Origin of the sequence: Pseudomonas meliae (assembly GCF_001400515.1) — a bacterium.
Taxonomy (GTDB): Bacteria; Pseudomonadota; Gammaproteobacteria; order Pseudomonadales; family Pseudomonadaceae; genus Aquipseudomonas; species Aquipseudomonas amygdali.
In genome coordinates this window covers 1-14,347 of the sequence record NZ_LJQT01000429.1, presented here as the reverse complement: position 1 = coordinate 14,347, position 14,347 = coordinate 1, and the positions used below count along the sequence as shown (strand labels likewise).

The 14,347-nt window shown below is 58.3% G+C and carries 17 protein-coding genes and 1 pseudogene; 15 read left to right on the top strand and 3 right to left on the bottom strand.

Annotated features, from left to right (window positions below):
- Nucleotides 1-133: 133 nt before the first annotated feature.
- From moaC to ALO64_RS19660, 6 genes are all read left to right on the top strand, one after another.
- Nucleotides 134-619, top strand: a complete 486-nt coding sequence (moaC, locus tag ALO64_RS19685; RefSeq protein WP_002552260.1) for a cyclic pyranopterin monophosphate synthase MoaC — start codon at nt 134-136, stop codon at nt 617-619.
- Nucleotides 616-861, top strand: coding sequence for a molybdopterin converting factor subunit 1 (moaD, locus tag ALO64_RS19680; RefSeq protein WP_002552261.1), 246 nt, complete (start codon nt 616-618; stop codon nt 859-861). Before moaC ends, moaD begins: the two co-directional genes overlap by 4 nt.
- A 2-nt stretch (nt 862-863) precedes the next feature.
- Nucleotides 864-1,310, top strand: coding sequence for a molybdopterin synthase catalytic subunit MoaE (gene moaE, locus ALO64_RS19675; RefSeq protein ID WP_002552262.1), 447 nt, complete (start codon nt 864-866; stop codon nt 1,308-1,310).
- Nucleotides 1,311-1,568: 258 nt separating this feature from the next.
- Complete coding sequence (locus tag ALO64_RS19670; protein ID WP_054098920.1) at nt 1,569-2,219, top strand: CsgG/HfaB family protein; 651 nt, start codon at nt 1,569-1,571, stop codon at nt 2,217-2,219.
- Between the two features lie 21 nt (nt 2,220-2,240).
- Nucleotides 2,241-2,618 (top strand): DUF4810 domain-containing protein, encoded by a 378-nt coding sequence (locus ALO64_RS19665; protein WP_005746010.1) that lies wholly within the window; start codon nt 2,241-2,243, stop codon nt 2,616-2,618.
- Nucleotides 2,615-3,274, top strand: a complete 660-nt coding sequence (locus ALO64_RS19660; protein WP_002552265.1) for a DUF799 domain-containing protein — start codon at nt 2,615-2,617, stop codon at nt 3,272-3,274. The genes ALO64_RS19665 and ALO64_RS19660 overlap by 4 nt, the downstream gene beginning before the upstream one ends.
- 79 nt (nt 3,275-3,353) lie before the next feature.
- Here ALO64_RS19660 and rhlB read toward each other — a convergent pair whose 3' ends face one another.
- Together rhlB and ALO64_RS19650 are read right to left on the bottom strand one after the other, a co-directional pair.
- Nucleotides 3,354-4,808 (bottom strand): ATP-dependent RNA helicase RhlB, encoded by a 1,455-nt coding sequence (rhlB, locus tag ALO64_RS19655; RefSeq protein ID WP_044343631.1) that lies wholly within the window; start codon nt 4,806-4,808, stop codon nt 3,354-3,356.
- 116 nt (nt 4,809-4,924) lie between these two features.
- Nucleotides 4,925-5,584: an alpha/beta hydrolase gene (locus ALO64_RS19650; protein ID WP_044343630.1), complete on the bottom strand. Its 660-nt coding sequence runs from the start codon at nt 5,582-5,584 to the stop codon at nt 4,925-4,927.
- 485 nt (nt 5,585-6,069) lie between these two features.
- Between ALO64_RS19650 and ALO64_RS19645 the strand changes: the two genes are divergently transcribed.
- The 5 genes from ALO64_RS19645 (at nt 6,070) to ALO64_RS19620 (ending at nt 11,628) form a co-directional block, all read left to right on the top strand.
- Nucleotides 6,070-7,098: an amino acid ABC transporter substrate-binding protein gene (locus tag ALO64_RS19645; RefSeq protein ID WP_002552268.1), complete on the top strand. Its 1,029-nt coding sequence runs from the start codon at nt 6,070-6,072 to the stop codon at nt 7,096-7,098.
- 70 nt (nt 7,099-7,168) lie between these two features.
- The gene (locus ALO64_RS19640; RefSeq protein WP_002552269.1) at nt 7,169-8,350 is read left to right on the top strand and encodes an amino acid ABC transporter permease; all 1,182 of its coding nucleotides are present in this window, start codon (nt 7,169-7,171) and stop codon (nt 8,348-8,350) included.
- 10 nt (nt 8,351-8,360) lie between these two features.
- A complete protein-coding gene (locus ALO64_RS19635) occupies nt 8,361-9,458 on the top strand; it encodes an amino acid ABC transporter permease (RefSeq protein ID WP_044343629.1) in 1,098 nt (365 codons plus the stop codon).
- A 10-nt stretch (nt 9,459-9,468) separates the two neighbouring features.
- Nucleotides 9,469-10,233 (top strand): amino acid ABC transporter ATP-binding protein, encoded by a 765-nt coding sequence (locus tag ALO64_RS19630; protein ID WP_003365366.1) that lies wholly within the window; start codon nt 9,469-9,471, stop codon nt 10,231-10,233.
- A gap of 165 nt (nt 10,234-10,398) precedes the next feature.
- Entirely contained in the window at nt 10,399-11,628 is a 1,230-nt protein-coding gene (locus ALO64_RS19620) for a CynX/NimT family MFS transporter (protein ID WP_002552271.1), read from the top strand.
- Between the two features lie 42 nt (nt 11,629-11,670).
- Here ALO64_RS19620 and ALO64_RS19615 read toward each other — a convergent pair whose 3' ends face one another.
- Nucleotides 11,671-12,609 (bottom strand): aromatic alcohol reductase, encoded by a 939-nt coding sequence (locus ALO64_RS19615; RefSeq protein ID WP_044343628.1) that lies wholly within the window; start codon nt 12,607-12,609, stop codon nt 11,671-11,673.
- 48 nt (nt 12,610-12,657) lie between these two features.
- Here ALO64_RS19615 and ALO64_RS19610 point away from each other — a divergent pair, with 48 nt between their 5' ends.
- The 4 genes and pseudogenes from ALO64_RS19610 to ALO64_RS19595 all read left to right on the top strand — a co-directional run.
- Nucleotides 12,658-13,101 (top strand): winged helix-turn-helix transcriptional regulator, encoded by a 444-nt coding sequence (locus tag ALO64_RS19610; protein ID WP_044343627.1) that lies wholly within the window; start codon nt 12,658-12,660, stop codon nt 13,099-13,101.
- Between the two features lie 87 nt (nt 13,102-13,188).
- Nucleotides 13,189-13,680, top strand: a complete 492-nt coding sequence (locus ALO64_RS19605) for a nuclear transport factor 2 family protein (protein ID WP_044343626.1) — start codon at nt 13,189-13,191, stop codon at nt 13,678-13,680.
- On the top strand, nt 13,673-13,975 hold the full coding sequence (locus tag ALO64_RS19600) for a GIY-YIG nuclease family protein (protein WP_002552275.1): 303 nt from the start codon (nt 13,673-13,675) through the stop codon (nt 13,973-13,975). The genes ALO64_RS19605 and ALO64_RS19600 overlap by 8 nt, the downstream gene beginning before the upstream one ends.
- Nucleotides 13,976-14,078: 103 nt before the next feature.
- Nucleotides 14,079-14,327 (top strand): annotated as a pseudogene (locus ALO64_RS19595) (glutathione S-transferase N-terminal domain-containing protein); the annotation flags it as partial.
- Nucleotides 14,328-14,347: the final 20 nt, after the last annotated feature.

Here is a 14,347-nt window from a genome sequence, read left to right as displayed (position 1 = left end):
ACGCCCTCCGGGCAGAAGCCAGGATTTTCGTACGCTTTAAAACCTGTGTATAACGCCGGGCACTTTCAGCTTGTAGCTTGTAGCTTGTAGCTTGCAGCTGCCACACTTCTTGCTTCTGCCAAGGAGTAACGTTGTGCTCACTCATCTCGATTCCCAAGGGCGCGCCAATATGGTCGACGTTACGGATAAAGCCGTGACGTCCCGTGAGGCGGTGGCCGAAGCAGTGGTGCGTATGCTGCCCACCACGCTGCAAATGATTGTCAGCGGCGGTCATCCCAAAGGGGATGTATTTGCTGTCGCACGCATTGCCGGCATTCAGGCGGCAAAGAAAACCAGTGATCTTATCCCGCTCTGCCATCCATTGATGCTCACCAGCATCAAGGTTCACCTCGCCGCTGACGGCGATGATGCGGTGCGTATTACCGCGAGCTGCAAGCTGGCCGGGCAGACCGGTGTGGAAATGGAAGCCCTGACCGCTGCCAGCATTGCGGCGCTGACAATTTACGATATGTGCAAGGCGGTCGATCGCGGCATGGTCATCGAGTCGGTTCGGCTGCTGGAAAAGCTCGGCGGCAAGAGCGGTCACTTCATTGCCGATCAGACACAGGTATCACCATGAAGATCCAGGTTCAGTATTTTGCCCGCTACCGTGAAGTCCTGGGCTTGGACAGCGAGTCTGTCGAAGGCGAGTTCGCCACGCTGGACACGCTGCGCCAAGCGCTGTTGCAGCGTGGCGAGGCCTGGCAGGTCCTTGCCGAGCAGAACCTGATGTGTGCCCGCAACCAGGAACTGTGCAAGCCGACCGAGCCGCTGTCTGATGGTGATGAAGTCGCATTCTTTCCGCCCGTGACCGGAGGCTGAACATGACCATTCGCGTTCAGGCTGCGGCGTTCGACCCCGGCAATGAAGTCAACGCGTTGCATGCGGCCAACCTCGGCATCGGCGCGGTGGTCAGTTTTGTCGGCTATGTGCGGGACTTCAACGAGGGTCGCGAGGTGTCAGGCATGTTTCTGGAGCATTATCCGGGCATGACCGAAAAGGCACTGGCAAAAATCGTTACCGAGGCCGAACAGCGCTGGCCGTTGCTGCGCGTTGATGTGCTGCATCGGGTGGGAGCGCTGGAGCCCGGCGAGCCGATAGTATTCGTGGGCGTTGCCAGCGCTCACCGGCAGGCAGCGTTCGAAGCCTGCGATTTCGTCATGGACTACCTCAAGACCCGCGCGCCGTTCTGGAAGAAGGAAAAGACTTCCGAGGGACCGCAGTGGGTTGAAGGCCGCGATAGCGATCAGGCAGCAGCCCGGCGCTGGTAGTCGTTGGTCGTTGCGCCCATCTTTTTCCCTGAAAGTCTGACCTTCCGCTTTTTATATCGTCTATTTGCATCTTTCTTGGTACAGAAAGATGGCTTCGGGCTATCATGTGCGACCGCGAAAAGGCGGCCTGTTGGCTTTGCCCAATCCTATTCAATAACTGTCCGAACGTGATCGCGTTTTGCGAGCCACGTTGCGGGCAGTTTTCGTAAACGCTCGGAGCAGAATGTGAAGAAACTTCAGCAGTTTTTGGTTTCAGGGATGACGACAGCGGCTTTAGCGCTGGTTGCTGGTTGTGCAACGGAAAGCTCGCGGGCGCTGCCTGTGACAAAGGTTGAAAGTGCTGGAGTTGCCTATGCCGGTGTGCGCTATCCGGTTGCGGTCGGCAAGTTCGATAACCGCTCCAGCTATATGCGCGGGATCTTTTCCGATGGCGTCGATCGTCTTGGTGGTCAAGCCAAGACCATCCTGATCACCCACATGCAGCAAACCAACCGGTTCAATGTGCTGGATCGCGACAACATGGAGGAGATCAAGCAGGAAGCCGCTATTAAATCTACCGCCCAGCGTCTGAAGGGTGCTGACTACGTGGTGACCGGCGACGTGACCGAGTTCGGTCGCAAAGAAGTCGGCGATCAGCAACTGTTCGGCCTGCTGGGCCGCGGCAAATCCCAGATTGCCTACGCGAAAGTCGCGTTGAACATCGTCAATATCAGCACTTCGGAAGTGGTGTACTCGACTCAGGGCGCAGGCGAGTTCGAGCTTTCCAACCGTGAAGTCGTCGGCTTTGGCGGCACCGCCAGTTATGACTCGACACTCAACGGCAAGGTTCTCGACCTGGCCATGCGCGAAGCCGTCAACAACATGGTGCGTGCGCTCGACAGCGGTGCCTGGAAACCGACTGCCAACTGATATTTCAAAAGGGAATTTGTGATGTTCATGAATCGTTTTAATGTTTCGTTGCGCAATGTCGCAATGCTTTTAGTCGCCGGCGCGTGCCTGACGGGCTGCGTCCAACAGCCGAAAACCTTGTACCAGTGGGGCAGTTACCAGCCTGAGGTGTACGAGTATTTCAAAGGCGAGTCCAAGGAAGCCCAGGTCGCCAAGCTCGAAGAAGACTTGCAGAAAATCCGCTCTACCAACGCAACGCCGCCACCGGGATACCATGCTCAGTTGGGCATGCTATACGGCAGTATTGGCAAGGATGACCAGATGGTTCAGGAGTTGCGCACGGAAAAGGCACTGTTTCCCGAGTCGGCCACTTATATGGACTTCCTGCTCAAGAACGCCCACGCAGGAGTCGTCAAATGAACCTCTCTTATCTGAAAGTTGCTGTAAGCCTGTTTGCCGTTGCCCTGCTGTCGGGTTGCGTTACCCCGCCAACGGTGGACTACTCGGCCTTCAAGGAAAGCAAACCGCGTTCGATTCTGGTACTGCCGCCGGTCAACGAATCGCCTGACGTCAAAGCGACGTACAGCACCTTCTCGCAGGTGACCTACCCGCTGGCCGAGTCGGGCTACTACGTGTTGCCTGTGGCGCTGGTTGACGAGACATTTCGCAACAACGGCCTGACCAACGCCAATGATATTCAGGCGACATCGCCCGCCAAGCTGCGTGAGATCTTCGGAGCCGATGCCGCGATGTACATCACGGTCAAGCAATACGGCACCAGTTATGTGGTCATCAGTAGCCAGACCGTCGTGACGGTCACGGCAAAGCTGGTTGATCTGCGCACCGGTACTGCGCTGTGGACGGGTACCGCGTCGGCGTCCAGTGAAGAGGGCGGCAACAACAGCGGTGGCGGTCTGGTGGGTATGCTGATTACCGCGGCGGTCAAGCAGATCATCAACAGTTCGACCGATGCCGGTCATCCCATCGCCGGGATAGCCAGCAACCGACTGCTCACTGCTGGTCGGCCGGCGGGCCTGCTTTACGGTCCACGTTCGCCGAAATACGGTACTGACTGACCCTCACGCTGCTGATTTCCGGCAGGCACAAAAAAAGCGCAGCCCCGTAAAGGCTGCGCTTTTTTGTTGATCGCACGTGTCAGGTCGTTTGCCGCACCACTGCCCTGAGCAGGTGGGTCGGCGGTGTTTCACAACTGATCTTGCGACCCAGCTTCTCTTCGATGGCGGGCAACTGGTAGGAGTCGTCTTCGCCGGCGAAGCTGATGGAGACGCCATCTGCACCTGCGCGACCGGTACGGCCGATGCGGTGCACGTAGTCGTCCGGCACCTCTGGCAGGGTGAAGTTGATCACGTGGCTGATGCCGTCAATGTGGATACCACGACCGGCCACATCGGTGGCGACCAGTACGCGGATCTTGCCTTCGCGGAAGCCTTCAAGGGTCTTGATGCGCTTGTGCTGCGGCACATCGCCCGACAGTTGCGCGGCATTGACGCCATCGCGTACCAAGCGCTCTTCGATGCGTCGCACCTCGTCCTTGCGGTTGGCAAAGACCATCACTCGTTCCCAGCCGTTGTCGGTGACCAGGTTATAGAGCAGCTTGTACTTGTCGGCACCGGCAACGGCATAGATATGCTGTTCGACGTTGTCACTGGCGACGTTCAACGATTCGATTTCGACGATGGAAGGGTCTGTCGTCCATTGTTTGGCGAGGTTCATCACGTCTTCGGTGAAGGTCGCGGAGAACAGCAGGGTCTGGCGTTCACCCTTGTGCGGGGTTTGGCGGATGATCTGACGCACCTGCGGGATGAAACCCATGTCGAGCATGCGGTCGGCTTCGTCCAGGACCATCACTTCGACCATGTCCAGATGCACTTCGCCGCGCTGGTTGAAGTCCAGCAGGCGGCCAGGCGTGGCCACCAGAATATCGCAGTGCCGTGCTTCAAGTTGTTTGAGCTGCTTGTCGAAATCCATGCCACCGACGAACGTCATGACGTTCAGGTTGGTGTATTTGGTCAGGTCGGCAGCGTCCTTGGCGATCTGCACCACCAGTTCGCGAGTGGGCGCAATGATCAGCGCTCGGGGCTCACCCATGTAACGTTCGGCTGGCGGTGGCGTCTGGGTCAGTTGCTCGATGATCGAGATCAGGAACGCAGCGGTCTTGCCGGTACCGGTCTGGGCGCGACCGATCGCGTCCTTGCCTTTGAGCGTGAAGCCCAGTACGCCCGCCTGAATCGGTGTGCAGTACGGGAAACCAAGGTCCTGAATCGCGTGCATCAGTTCAGGCGCAAGGTTGAAATCGTGGAAGCGGGTCCTGCCTTCCTGTGGTTCGACGACGAAATCTTCGAGTTTCCATGCTGGCGCAGGCGGTTTTACCACGCGCTCACGACGCGGGCGCTCGGCCCTTGGCTTGTCGGTGCGCGGTGCTCTGGCTTTGGAGGGCTCGTTGACGGTGTCCGAAAGCTGAGTCTGGGCATGATCCGGTATGTCGCCTGCGGCAGCGGGGGAGGCGGGAATAAAGGCTGTCGGACCAGGCGCGCGCTGCTCAGCCTCACTTTTACCGAACATCTTTTTAAGTGCTTTGAGCACGGTCATCTCATCAATTGGTTAAGGAATGTACGCCGAGCAGTGTAAAGCAAGAACCGTGCTCGGCGTAGTGCCATCCGTGGCGAGCTACAAAAGCGGTCAGTTGCATGCGGGCCCATTGCGCTTCAGCGCAGCTTGTCAGCCAGCCAGACGCCGATGTCATGGATTTCCTGCGGTAACACTTGGTGCCCCATTGGGTACTCTTGCCATTGAGCGGTTACACCCTGAGCCTTGAGGTGCTCGTACACCGTCCGGCCCATGGGGTTGTGCACCACTTCGTCGTGCTGGCCATGCAGGCAGTAGGCAGGGATGCGCTGTTGGCTGGCAGACAGCGTCATCTCATTGCTGAATGTCGGGGCATAAGTGGACAGCGCGAGGACGCCGCCCAGCGGACCCTGCCAGCGTCTATAGCCCGCGTGTAACACCACCGCGCCGCCTTGGGAAAAGCCTGCCAGAAATATCCGTGACGGGTCGATGCCGCTGTCGCGTTGTTGCTCGATCAGGTCCAGCACCTTTTGTGCCGAGGCTTCCATCTGATCGTGATCAATGGCGCGGGCCTCGGAACTCATGGCCTTGATGTCGTACCAGCTTGGCATTTCATAGCCGCCGTTGACCGTTACGGCGCGTGTCGGTGCCTGAGGCAGGACGAAACGTGTAGTCGTCAGCGACTCCTGCAGCATCTCGGCGACCGGAAGAAAATCATAGCGGTCGGCGCCCAACCCGTGCAGCCAGATAACGCAGGCATCCGCGGTGCCTGAAGGTTGGATGATCAAAGGTTTGCTCATGTCTGCTCCATTTGTGTGCGCTGGCTCATTTAGAGCGCATTAATAGGGTGCGCGGTTAGATTAAAAATGAAAGAAGATGTCGCAAGGTTACAAGTTTTTGTCTTGACCTGTCGCTAATTCGACTTAGCCAGCATGCTGGTACGGGCTTTGCTACAGCAGGACTGGAGTCGAGTCGCTCACATCGTTCGGTAACACTATAAGGCTATTACTTATAGCGATCGAAAAGCAGCTCGGGAGTCCATGCGTCAGGATTCGCGGCACGATTCAACCTGTACCACTCCGGTCCAGGAAAATCATGGGGTTTCAGTCCACGGGGCCGATTCTGAATGATGAAGACGAATGACGGGATGATCCTGCAGACGATTCGTGATTCAGGCCCAGCGTTGCATGACCCAAAAATAAGCCAGCACGGGTCATTAGCGCCTCACAAAGGTGCGACGCGACTGAGACACCTACACAACAAAGAGCAAACTGGAGGTTTTTGAATGAAGATGTTGAAATCCACCCTGGCTGTCGTCACCGCCCTGGCCGCATTTGGTGTAACCGGGGCTGCCAACGCCGGTGCCACCCTTGACGCTATTCAGAAGAAAGGTTTTGTTCAGTGCGGCGTCAGCGATGGCCTGCCAGGGTTCTCCGTTCCGGACTCCACCGGCAAGATCACTGGTATTGACGCTGATGTCTGCCGCGCCGTTGCAGCCGCTGTGTTCGGCGACGCCACCAAGGTCAAGTTCAGCCAGTTGAACGCCAAGGAGCGCTTCACCGCATTGCAATCCGGCGAGATCGATATCCTTTCGCGTAACACCACCTGGACCAGTTCCCGTGATGCGGGCATGGGCCTGGTGTTCACCGGCGTTACCTACTACGACGGTATCGGCTTCCTGGTAAACAACAAGCTGGGCGTGAAAAGCGCCAAGGAACTGGACGGTGCAACCATCTGCATCCAGGCCGGTACCACCACCGAGCTGAACGTCTCCGACTACTTCCGTTCGAACGGCCTGAAATACACCCCGATCACCTTCGACACCTCTGACGAAAGCGCCAAGTCGCTGGAAGGCGGCCGTTGCGACGTGTTGACTTCCGACCAGTCGCAGCTCTACGCACAGCGCAGCAAGCTGGCCAAGCCGGACGATTACATTGTTCTGCCTGAAGTGATCTCCAAGGAGCCTCTGGGCCCTGTCGTGCGTAAAGGCGACGAAGACTGGTTCTCGATCGTTCGATGGACCCTGTTCGCCATGCTCAACGCCGAGGAAGCCAAAATCACTTCCAAGAACGTTGAAGCTGAAGCCAAGTCGACCAAGAACCCTGACGTAGCCCGTATGCTGGGCGCCGACGGTACTTACGGCAAGGACCTCAAGCTGCCGAAAGACTGGGTCGTGCAGATCGTCAAGCAGGTCGGTAACTACGGCGAAGTGTTTGAACGCAACCTGGGCGAAGGCACCCCGCTGAAAATCAAGCGCGGCCAGAACGCTCTGTGGAATGCTGGCGGCATTCAGTACGCTCCACCTATTCGTTGATTGACCCGGCGCCCGGCAGGCTTCCCAGCCTGTCGGGCGTTGTTCTGTTGGATTTTTCCTGGGGCATTTCATGGAAAAGCAAATCGTCGCACCCAAGCAAAAGCTCTCTCTGAGCGATCCGAAAGTGCGCGCGTGGTTATTTCAGATCATCACTGTCGTGGCGGTGATCGCGTTGGGCTGGTTCATCTTCGACAATACCCAGACCAACCTGCAACACCGTGGTATTACCTCGGGTTTCGGCTTTCTTGAGAACAGTGCCGGTTTCGGTATTGCTCAACACCTGATCGACTACAGCGAAGCGGACAGTTATGCCCGCGTATTCGTCATCGGCCTGCTGAATACCTTGCTGGTGTCGGTTATCGGTATTGTCCTGGCGACCTTGCTGGGCTTTGTCATTGGTGTCGCTCGCCTGTCTCCGAACTGGATGATCAGCAAGCTGGCAACCGTTTATGTCGAAGTCTTCCGCAACATTCCGCCACTGCTGCAGATCCTCTTCTGGTACACCGCCGTATTCCTCACGCTGCCTGGTCCGCGTCAGGCGCATGGTTATCTGGACATGTTCTTCGTCAGCAGCCGCGGGCTGAATATGCCCAGAGCGTTGCCAGCCGAAGGTGCATGGGCGTTTCTGATCAGCATCGTGGTTGCCGTGATAGCGATCGTGATGATGGTGCGCTGGGCCAACAAGCGCTTCGAAGCCACTGGCCAGCCGTTTCACAAGTTCTGGGTCGGTCTGGCGTTGTTGCTGGTGATCCCGGGCCTGAGCATGCTGGTCTTCGGCAGCCCGGTGCATTGGGAACTGCCGCAACTGAAGGGCTTCAACTTCACCGGTGGCTGGGTGCTGATCCCGGAACTGATCTCCCTGACCCTGGCACTGACCATCTACACGGCGGCGTTCATCGCTGAAATCGTGCGTTCCGGCATCAAGTCGGTCAGTCACGGTCAGACCGAAGCTGCCCGCTCGCTGGGGCTGCGCCCCGGGCCAACGCTGCGCAAGGTCATCATTCCGCAGGCGCTGCGAGTGATCATTCCACCGTTGACCAGTCAGTTCCTGAACCTGGCGAAGAACTCTTCGCTGGCAGCAGCCATCGGTTATCCGGAAATGGTTTCCCTGTTCGCCGGTACGGTGCTCAACCAGACCGGACAGGCCATTGAAGTCATTGCCATCACCATGAGTGTGTACCTGGCGATCAGTATCAGCATTTCCCTGCTGATGAACTGGTACAACAAGCGCATTGCGCTGATCGAGCGGTGAGGAAACGCGCATGACGACTCATACTTTCAAACCTGATATGCCACCACCGGGCAAAGTGTTCGGCCCGATGGCGTGGATGCGGCAGAACCTGTTCTCCAGCTGGATCAACACCCTGCTGACCCTGTTCTCGCTCTACCTGATCTATCTGGTCGTTCCGCCGATCATCAGTTGGGCTCTACTGGACGCCAACTGGGTCGGCACGACCAAGGAAGACTGCACCAAGGCGGGCGCCTGCTGGGTGTTCATCGAGCAGCGCTTCGGCCAGTTCATGTACGGCTACTTCCCCAATGAGCTGCGCTGGCGGGTCGACCTGACCGCCGTCCTGGCGATTGTCGGTGCTGCGCCGCTGTTCATCTCGAAGTTTCAGCGCAAGGCTGTCTACGGTATTGCCTTTCTGGTGATTTACCCGATTGTTGCCTTCTACCTGCTGCACGGCGGTGCTTTTGGTCTGACCAACGTACCGACCAGCCAGTGGGGCGGCCTGATGCTGACCCTGGTGATTGCCACCGTGGGTATCGTCGGTGCCTTGCCGCTGGGTATTTTGCTGGCGCTCGGCCGTCGCTCCAACATGCCGGCTGTGCGTGTGGTATGCGTAACGTTTATCGAGTTCTGGCGCGGCGTGCCGCTGATCACTGTGCTGTTCATGTCGTCGGTGATGCTGCCGCTGTTCATGCCCGAAGGGATGAACTTCGACAAACTGCTGCGGGCGTTGATCGGCGTGATTCTGTTCCAGTCGGCGTACATCGCCGAAGTGGTACGCGGCGGCATGCAGGCCATCCCCAAGGGCCAGTATGAAGCCGCCTCGGCCATGGGCCTGGGTTACTGGCGCAGCATGGGTCTGGTGATTTTGCCGCAGGCGTTGACGATGGTCATTCCCGGCATCGTCAACACCTTCATTGCCTTGTTCAAAGACACCAGTCTGGTGATCATTATCGGCCTGTTCGACCTGCTCAACAGCGTCAAGCAAGCTACCGCCGACCCGGCATGGCTGGGTATGGCCACTGAAGGCTATGTCTTCGCGGCCCTGGTGTTCTGGATCTTCTGTTTCGGTATGTCCCGCTATTCCATGCATTTGGAACGTAAGCTGGACACAGGCCACAAGCGTTAGGAGTTTTGTGATGAGTGAAGTTATCAATAAGCCTCTGGGCGCTGAAGGCATGATCCGCATGGAGGGCGTCCACAAGTGGTACGGCCAGTTCCATGTACTCAAGGACATCAACCTGAACGTGCGTCAGGGCGAACGTATCGTGCTGTGCGGCCCATCGGGCTCGGGCAAATCGACCACCATTCGTTGCCTCAACCGTCTGGAAGAGCACCAGCAGGGTCGTATCATCGTTGATGGCACCGAACTGACTTCCGACCTGAAGCAGATCGAGACCATCCGCCGTGAAGTCGGCATGGTGTTTCAGCATTTCAACCTGTTCCCGCACCTGACCATCCTGCAGAACTGCACGCTGGCACCGATGTGGGTACGCAACATGCCGAAAAAGAAAGCCGAAGAAATCGCCATGCATTATCTGGAGCGTGTGCGTATTCCCGAGCAGGCCCACAAGTTCCCGGGTCAGCTTTCCGGTGGTCAGCAGCAGCGTGTGGCGATTGCCCGTGCCTTGTGCATGAAGCCGAAAATCATGCTGTTCGATGAACCGACTTCGGCACTCGACCCGGAAATGGTCAAGGAAGTGCTCGACACCATGGTTGGCCTGGCAGAAGAAGGCATGACCATGCTGTGCGTGACTCACGAGATGGGCTTTGCCCGCACCGTGGCGAACCGGGTGATCTTCATGGACAAAGGCGAAATCGTCGAACAGGCCGCGCCTAACGACTTCTTCGACAACCCGCAAAGCGATCGTACCAAGCTGTTCCTCAGTCAGATCATTCACTGAGTCAGTAGCTGCCAAACGGAAAACCGGGCCATGTGCCCGGTTTTTTTGCCTGCATTTGCCATGCATCTTGTATGCAATTCTGGCTGAACCTTGTATTCGCGATGATTCTCCAACAGGATACCGCCCCCCTGAAAAGGGTCGACATACCTGATTACCGAGAAACCGATGACTGCCAAGGCTCAATCCAGCCCCCAACCGATTACCGATCAAGCCCATCCTGTTCTAAAGCGCCCCTGGCTGTTGCTGCTGGGTCTGGTGCTGGTCGCCCTCAACCTGCGCCCCGCGTTATCCAGCGTTGCGCCGTTGCTTAACGAGGTGTCCGCAAGCCTTGGGATGTCGGCTGCCGAAGCTGGTCTGCTGACCACCTTGCCGGTGTTGTGTCTGGGCCTGTTCGCGCCATTGGCACCGATTCTTGCCCGGCGTTTTGGCAGTGAACGGGTGGTTTTGGTGGTGCTCCTGACACTGGCGTCGGGTCTGGCAGTACGCAGCCTGTTCGGCGAAGTCGGCCTGTTTACCGGCAGCCTGCTGGCGGGCGCGAGCATTGGGGTCATCGGCGTATTGTTGCCCGGTATCGTCAAGCGCGATTTCCCGCACAAGGCCGGGGCAATGACCGGTGTCTACACCATGGCGCTGTGCCTGGGCGCTGCGATTGCAGCCGGTTCGACGGTGCCGCTGAGCCAGTACGTCGGCGACAGCTGGCAAATAGGTCTGGGTTTCTGGCTGATTCCGGCGTTGATTGCGGCGCTGTTCTGGTTTCCACAAGCACGTGAAATGCATGGCTCACATCGCGATGTCTATCGAGTTCGCGGCCTGTTGCGTGACCCGCTGGCGTGGCAGGTCACGCTGTATATGGGCCTGCAATCGTCGCTGTCGTACATTGTCTTCGGCTGGCTGCCCTCTATTCTCATCGGTCGCGGCCTGACGCCGACCCAGGCCGGTCTGCTGCTGTCCGGCTCGATCATCGCGCAAGTCATCAGCGCCCTGGCGGTGCCCTATCTGGCCACACGCGGCAAGGATCAGCGTCTGGCGATCATGCTGGTCATGTCGCTCACACTGACCGGGCTGTTCGGCTGCCTGTACGCTCCGCTCGGCGGACTGTGGGGCTGGGCCATCCTGCTGGGGATCGGGCAGGGCGGCACGTTCAGCCTGGCGCTGGCCTTGATCGTCCTGCGCTCGCGCGACTCACATGTCGCCGCCAATCTGTCGAGCATGGCGCAAGGCTTTGGCTACACCATCGCTTCGACCGGCCCGTTTGCCGTGGGCGTGGTGCATGACATGACCGGCAGCTGGAGCGCGATTGGCTGGATCTTCGCGGTACTCGGGCTGGGCGCCATCATCGCGGGCATGGGTGCCGGTCGGGCGCTGCAGGTGCAGGTCAGTAGCGAGAAGGTTTGATTTTCGATGATTGTTGATCGTTCGGACCGGGCTTGAGCTGCTTCAGGTCTGAGCCAGATTGGCCAGGGCCCATTGTTCGGCACTGGTGACGCTCAGCCCTGATTTCGCGTTGTAGGTACGGGCGACGTCCCATGCCACGCCTCGGCCCATGGCAAAGACTGCCCGGTATTTGCGCAGATTGTCATCCGGCATTTCCGTCAGATCGGCCTGCAACTGCGCAACACTCCATACGTGCCGCTCGATGTCGCGCCCCGTGACACGCTCCACAAGATCGGCCAGCCCGGCGTACGTCAATGTGTCGCCAGCGGTGTACACCACCTGATTCACAATGCGCGGCTCGTGCATCACGATGGCAGCAGTCAGCCTGCCAATGTCCTCTGCGGTCGTGACTGTCACGGTCGTATCGAGGCTGCCCAGCGCATTGATCCGACCGCCTTGCAGATCGACGACACCGAACGCGGGTTCGAACAGGAAGCTTGTAAACATACCGGTCGAAACGATTATCCATTCGGTTTGCTGCTGGGCGCGCAGCTTTTCTCGCACATCGAGTTGCTCATCGAACAGATCCTGAGGGCTGCCCCGGCCGATAAGGTCGTAGTCAACGCCGAACTGCCAGGGCAGGTAGCGTTTTATGCCGGCCTTGAGCGCCGCATCGGCCAGTTTGCGCTGAGTGCCCCGGCCAGCGGCAAAACCCGCACAACTGATTACCGTGTCGTAGCGCTTCATGACAGTGGCTAGTTCGTCCACGGTGGCGTCGGCCAGATCGGCGGTTTCGATGGCAATGTTCAGCGCGCGGATTTCTTCGATTTCCAAACGCTTGGCAGGCGCTTGAGTGCTCAAGCTGCTCTGGCGTAGCAGCACGGCAATGCTCAAGTCATATGCTCCGGCTTTCTCGACCAGCCCTCGCAGCACGGCGAGCCCAAGCTCTCCTGCGCCTATTACCAGAATGCGTTGTTTGACGTTTGCGTTATCGGCTTGCATGGTGACCCCTTTGGACAGTCTTTCAATTCAGGCGGGAGAGATGCTGGCATGCCTGTCGACATACAAAAAGTAGGCACATCGGTGATACCGGGCGGGCTGGACGCGCAGGAAGTGGTCAGACGCTCCGAAGCGGCCTGTGCTGCGCTCAGCGATGATGAGGATGGTCTCAAGCGCGATATTCTCGGCCACGCCGGAAACCGCTGGTCATTGGGCGTGGTACATGCCCTCGGCGTCAGCAGCCCTTTGCGCCATGCCCAATTGCGCCGAAAGCTGCACGGCGTCACCCAGCGCATGCTCACTCATACCTTGCGCCAGCTTGAACAGGACGGGTTGATCACCCGCCATGACTACTGCGAGAAGCCGCTCAGGGTGGAATATTCGTTGACCGGCCTGGGCATGGGGCTGCTGGTACAAATGATTCCGCTGTGGACTTGGGTGATTGAAAATTCAGAGGCGTTCAGTGCAGCGCGAAATCGTTATCCGGACAGGTAAAAGTGATGGCTGATGCGCCATCAACCCTCGCCATTTTCAGCGGCGCCGCTTATCGTGCACGGATAATTCGCCAGGGGATGTGCACGCATGAACTACGAGGAACAAAGTCAGGCCAACAGCGCACTGATCACCCGCTTTTATGAGGCGTTTGCGCAGCTGGATGCCGAGGCGATGAGTGCCTGTTATACCGATGACGTGCTGTTTAGTGACCCGGCATTTGGTGAATTGCGCGGGCCTCAGGTAGGCGAAATGTGGCGCATGCTGACTTCCCGGGCGAAAAATTTCTCGGTGGTCTTCGATCAGGTGCGTGCCGATGATCGGGCGGGCACTGCGCATTGGGTGGCGACCTATCTGTTCAGTCAGACCAGGCGCACGGTGGTCAACGATATTGAGGCCCGATTCGTGTTCCGCGATGGCAAGATCTGCGAGCATCGCGATAATTTCGATATGTGGCGCTGGTCGCGTCAGGCCTTGGGTTTGAAGGGCCTGTTGCTTGGCTGGACGCCTTTGGTACGCAATGCCGTCAGGGCTCAGGCGCTCAAGGGTCTGAAGACCTTTTCAGAGAATCGCCGTGCCTGAGGTTGCCAGCACCGCGAGTGCGCCGACTTCCGAACAGGCAGTCGGCAAACCCTGGTTTGTCTATCTGGTGCGCGCTGCCAACGGCTCGCTGTACTGTGGCATCAGTGATGATCCGCAGCGCCGATTCGCTATGCACCAGAGCGGCAAGGGCGCGCGCTTTTTCTCTTCGAGCCCGGCAATGGCCCTGGTCTACGTCGAACAGTGGCCCAGCAAGGGTGAGGCGTTGCGTCAGGAGCGGCTGATCAAGAAACTCAGAAAAAGCGCCAAAGAGGCACTGGCAGCCAGTTACGCCTGATCCCCGATCCATGAGCGTGATGTCGTGCCATCAGCTTGAGTCTGTGGGCGGGCAGGGTGCTGCGGGTTAAGCTGTGTGCTTCCCGAGTGCGCAGAGGCTGAACATGTCCGAGTTGATTCTTCACCATTACCCCACGTCACTGTTTGCCGAAAAAGCCCGCCTGATGCTGGGTTTCAAAGGCCTCACATGGCGCTCGGTGACGATCCCGTCGATCATGCCCAAGCCCGACCTGACCGCGCTGACAGGCGGTTATCGCAGGACGCCGGTGTTGCAGGCTGGCGCAGATATCTACTGCGACACGGCACTGATGGCGCGCCGCCTTGAGCAGGAAAAGGCTTCGCCAGCGTTTTATCTGTCACCGCCACTGTAAAA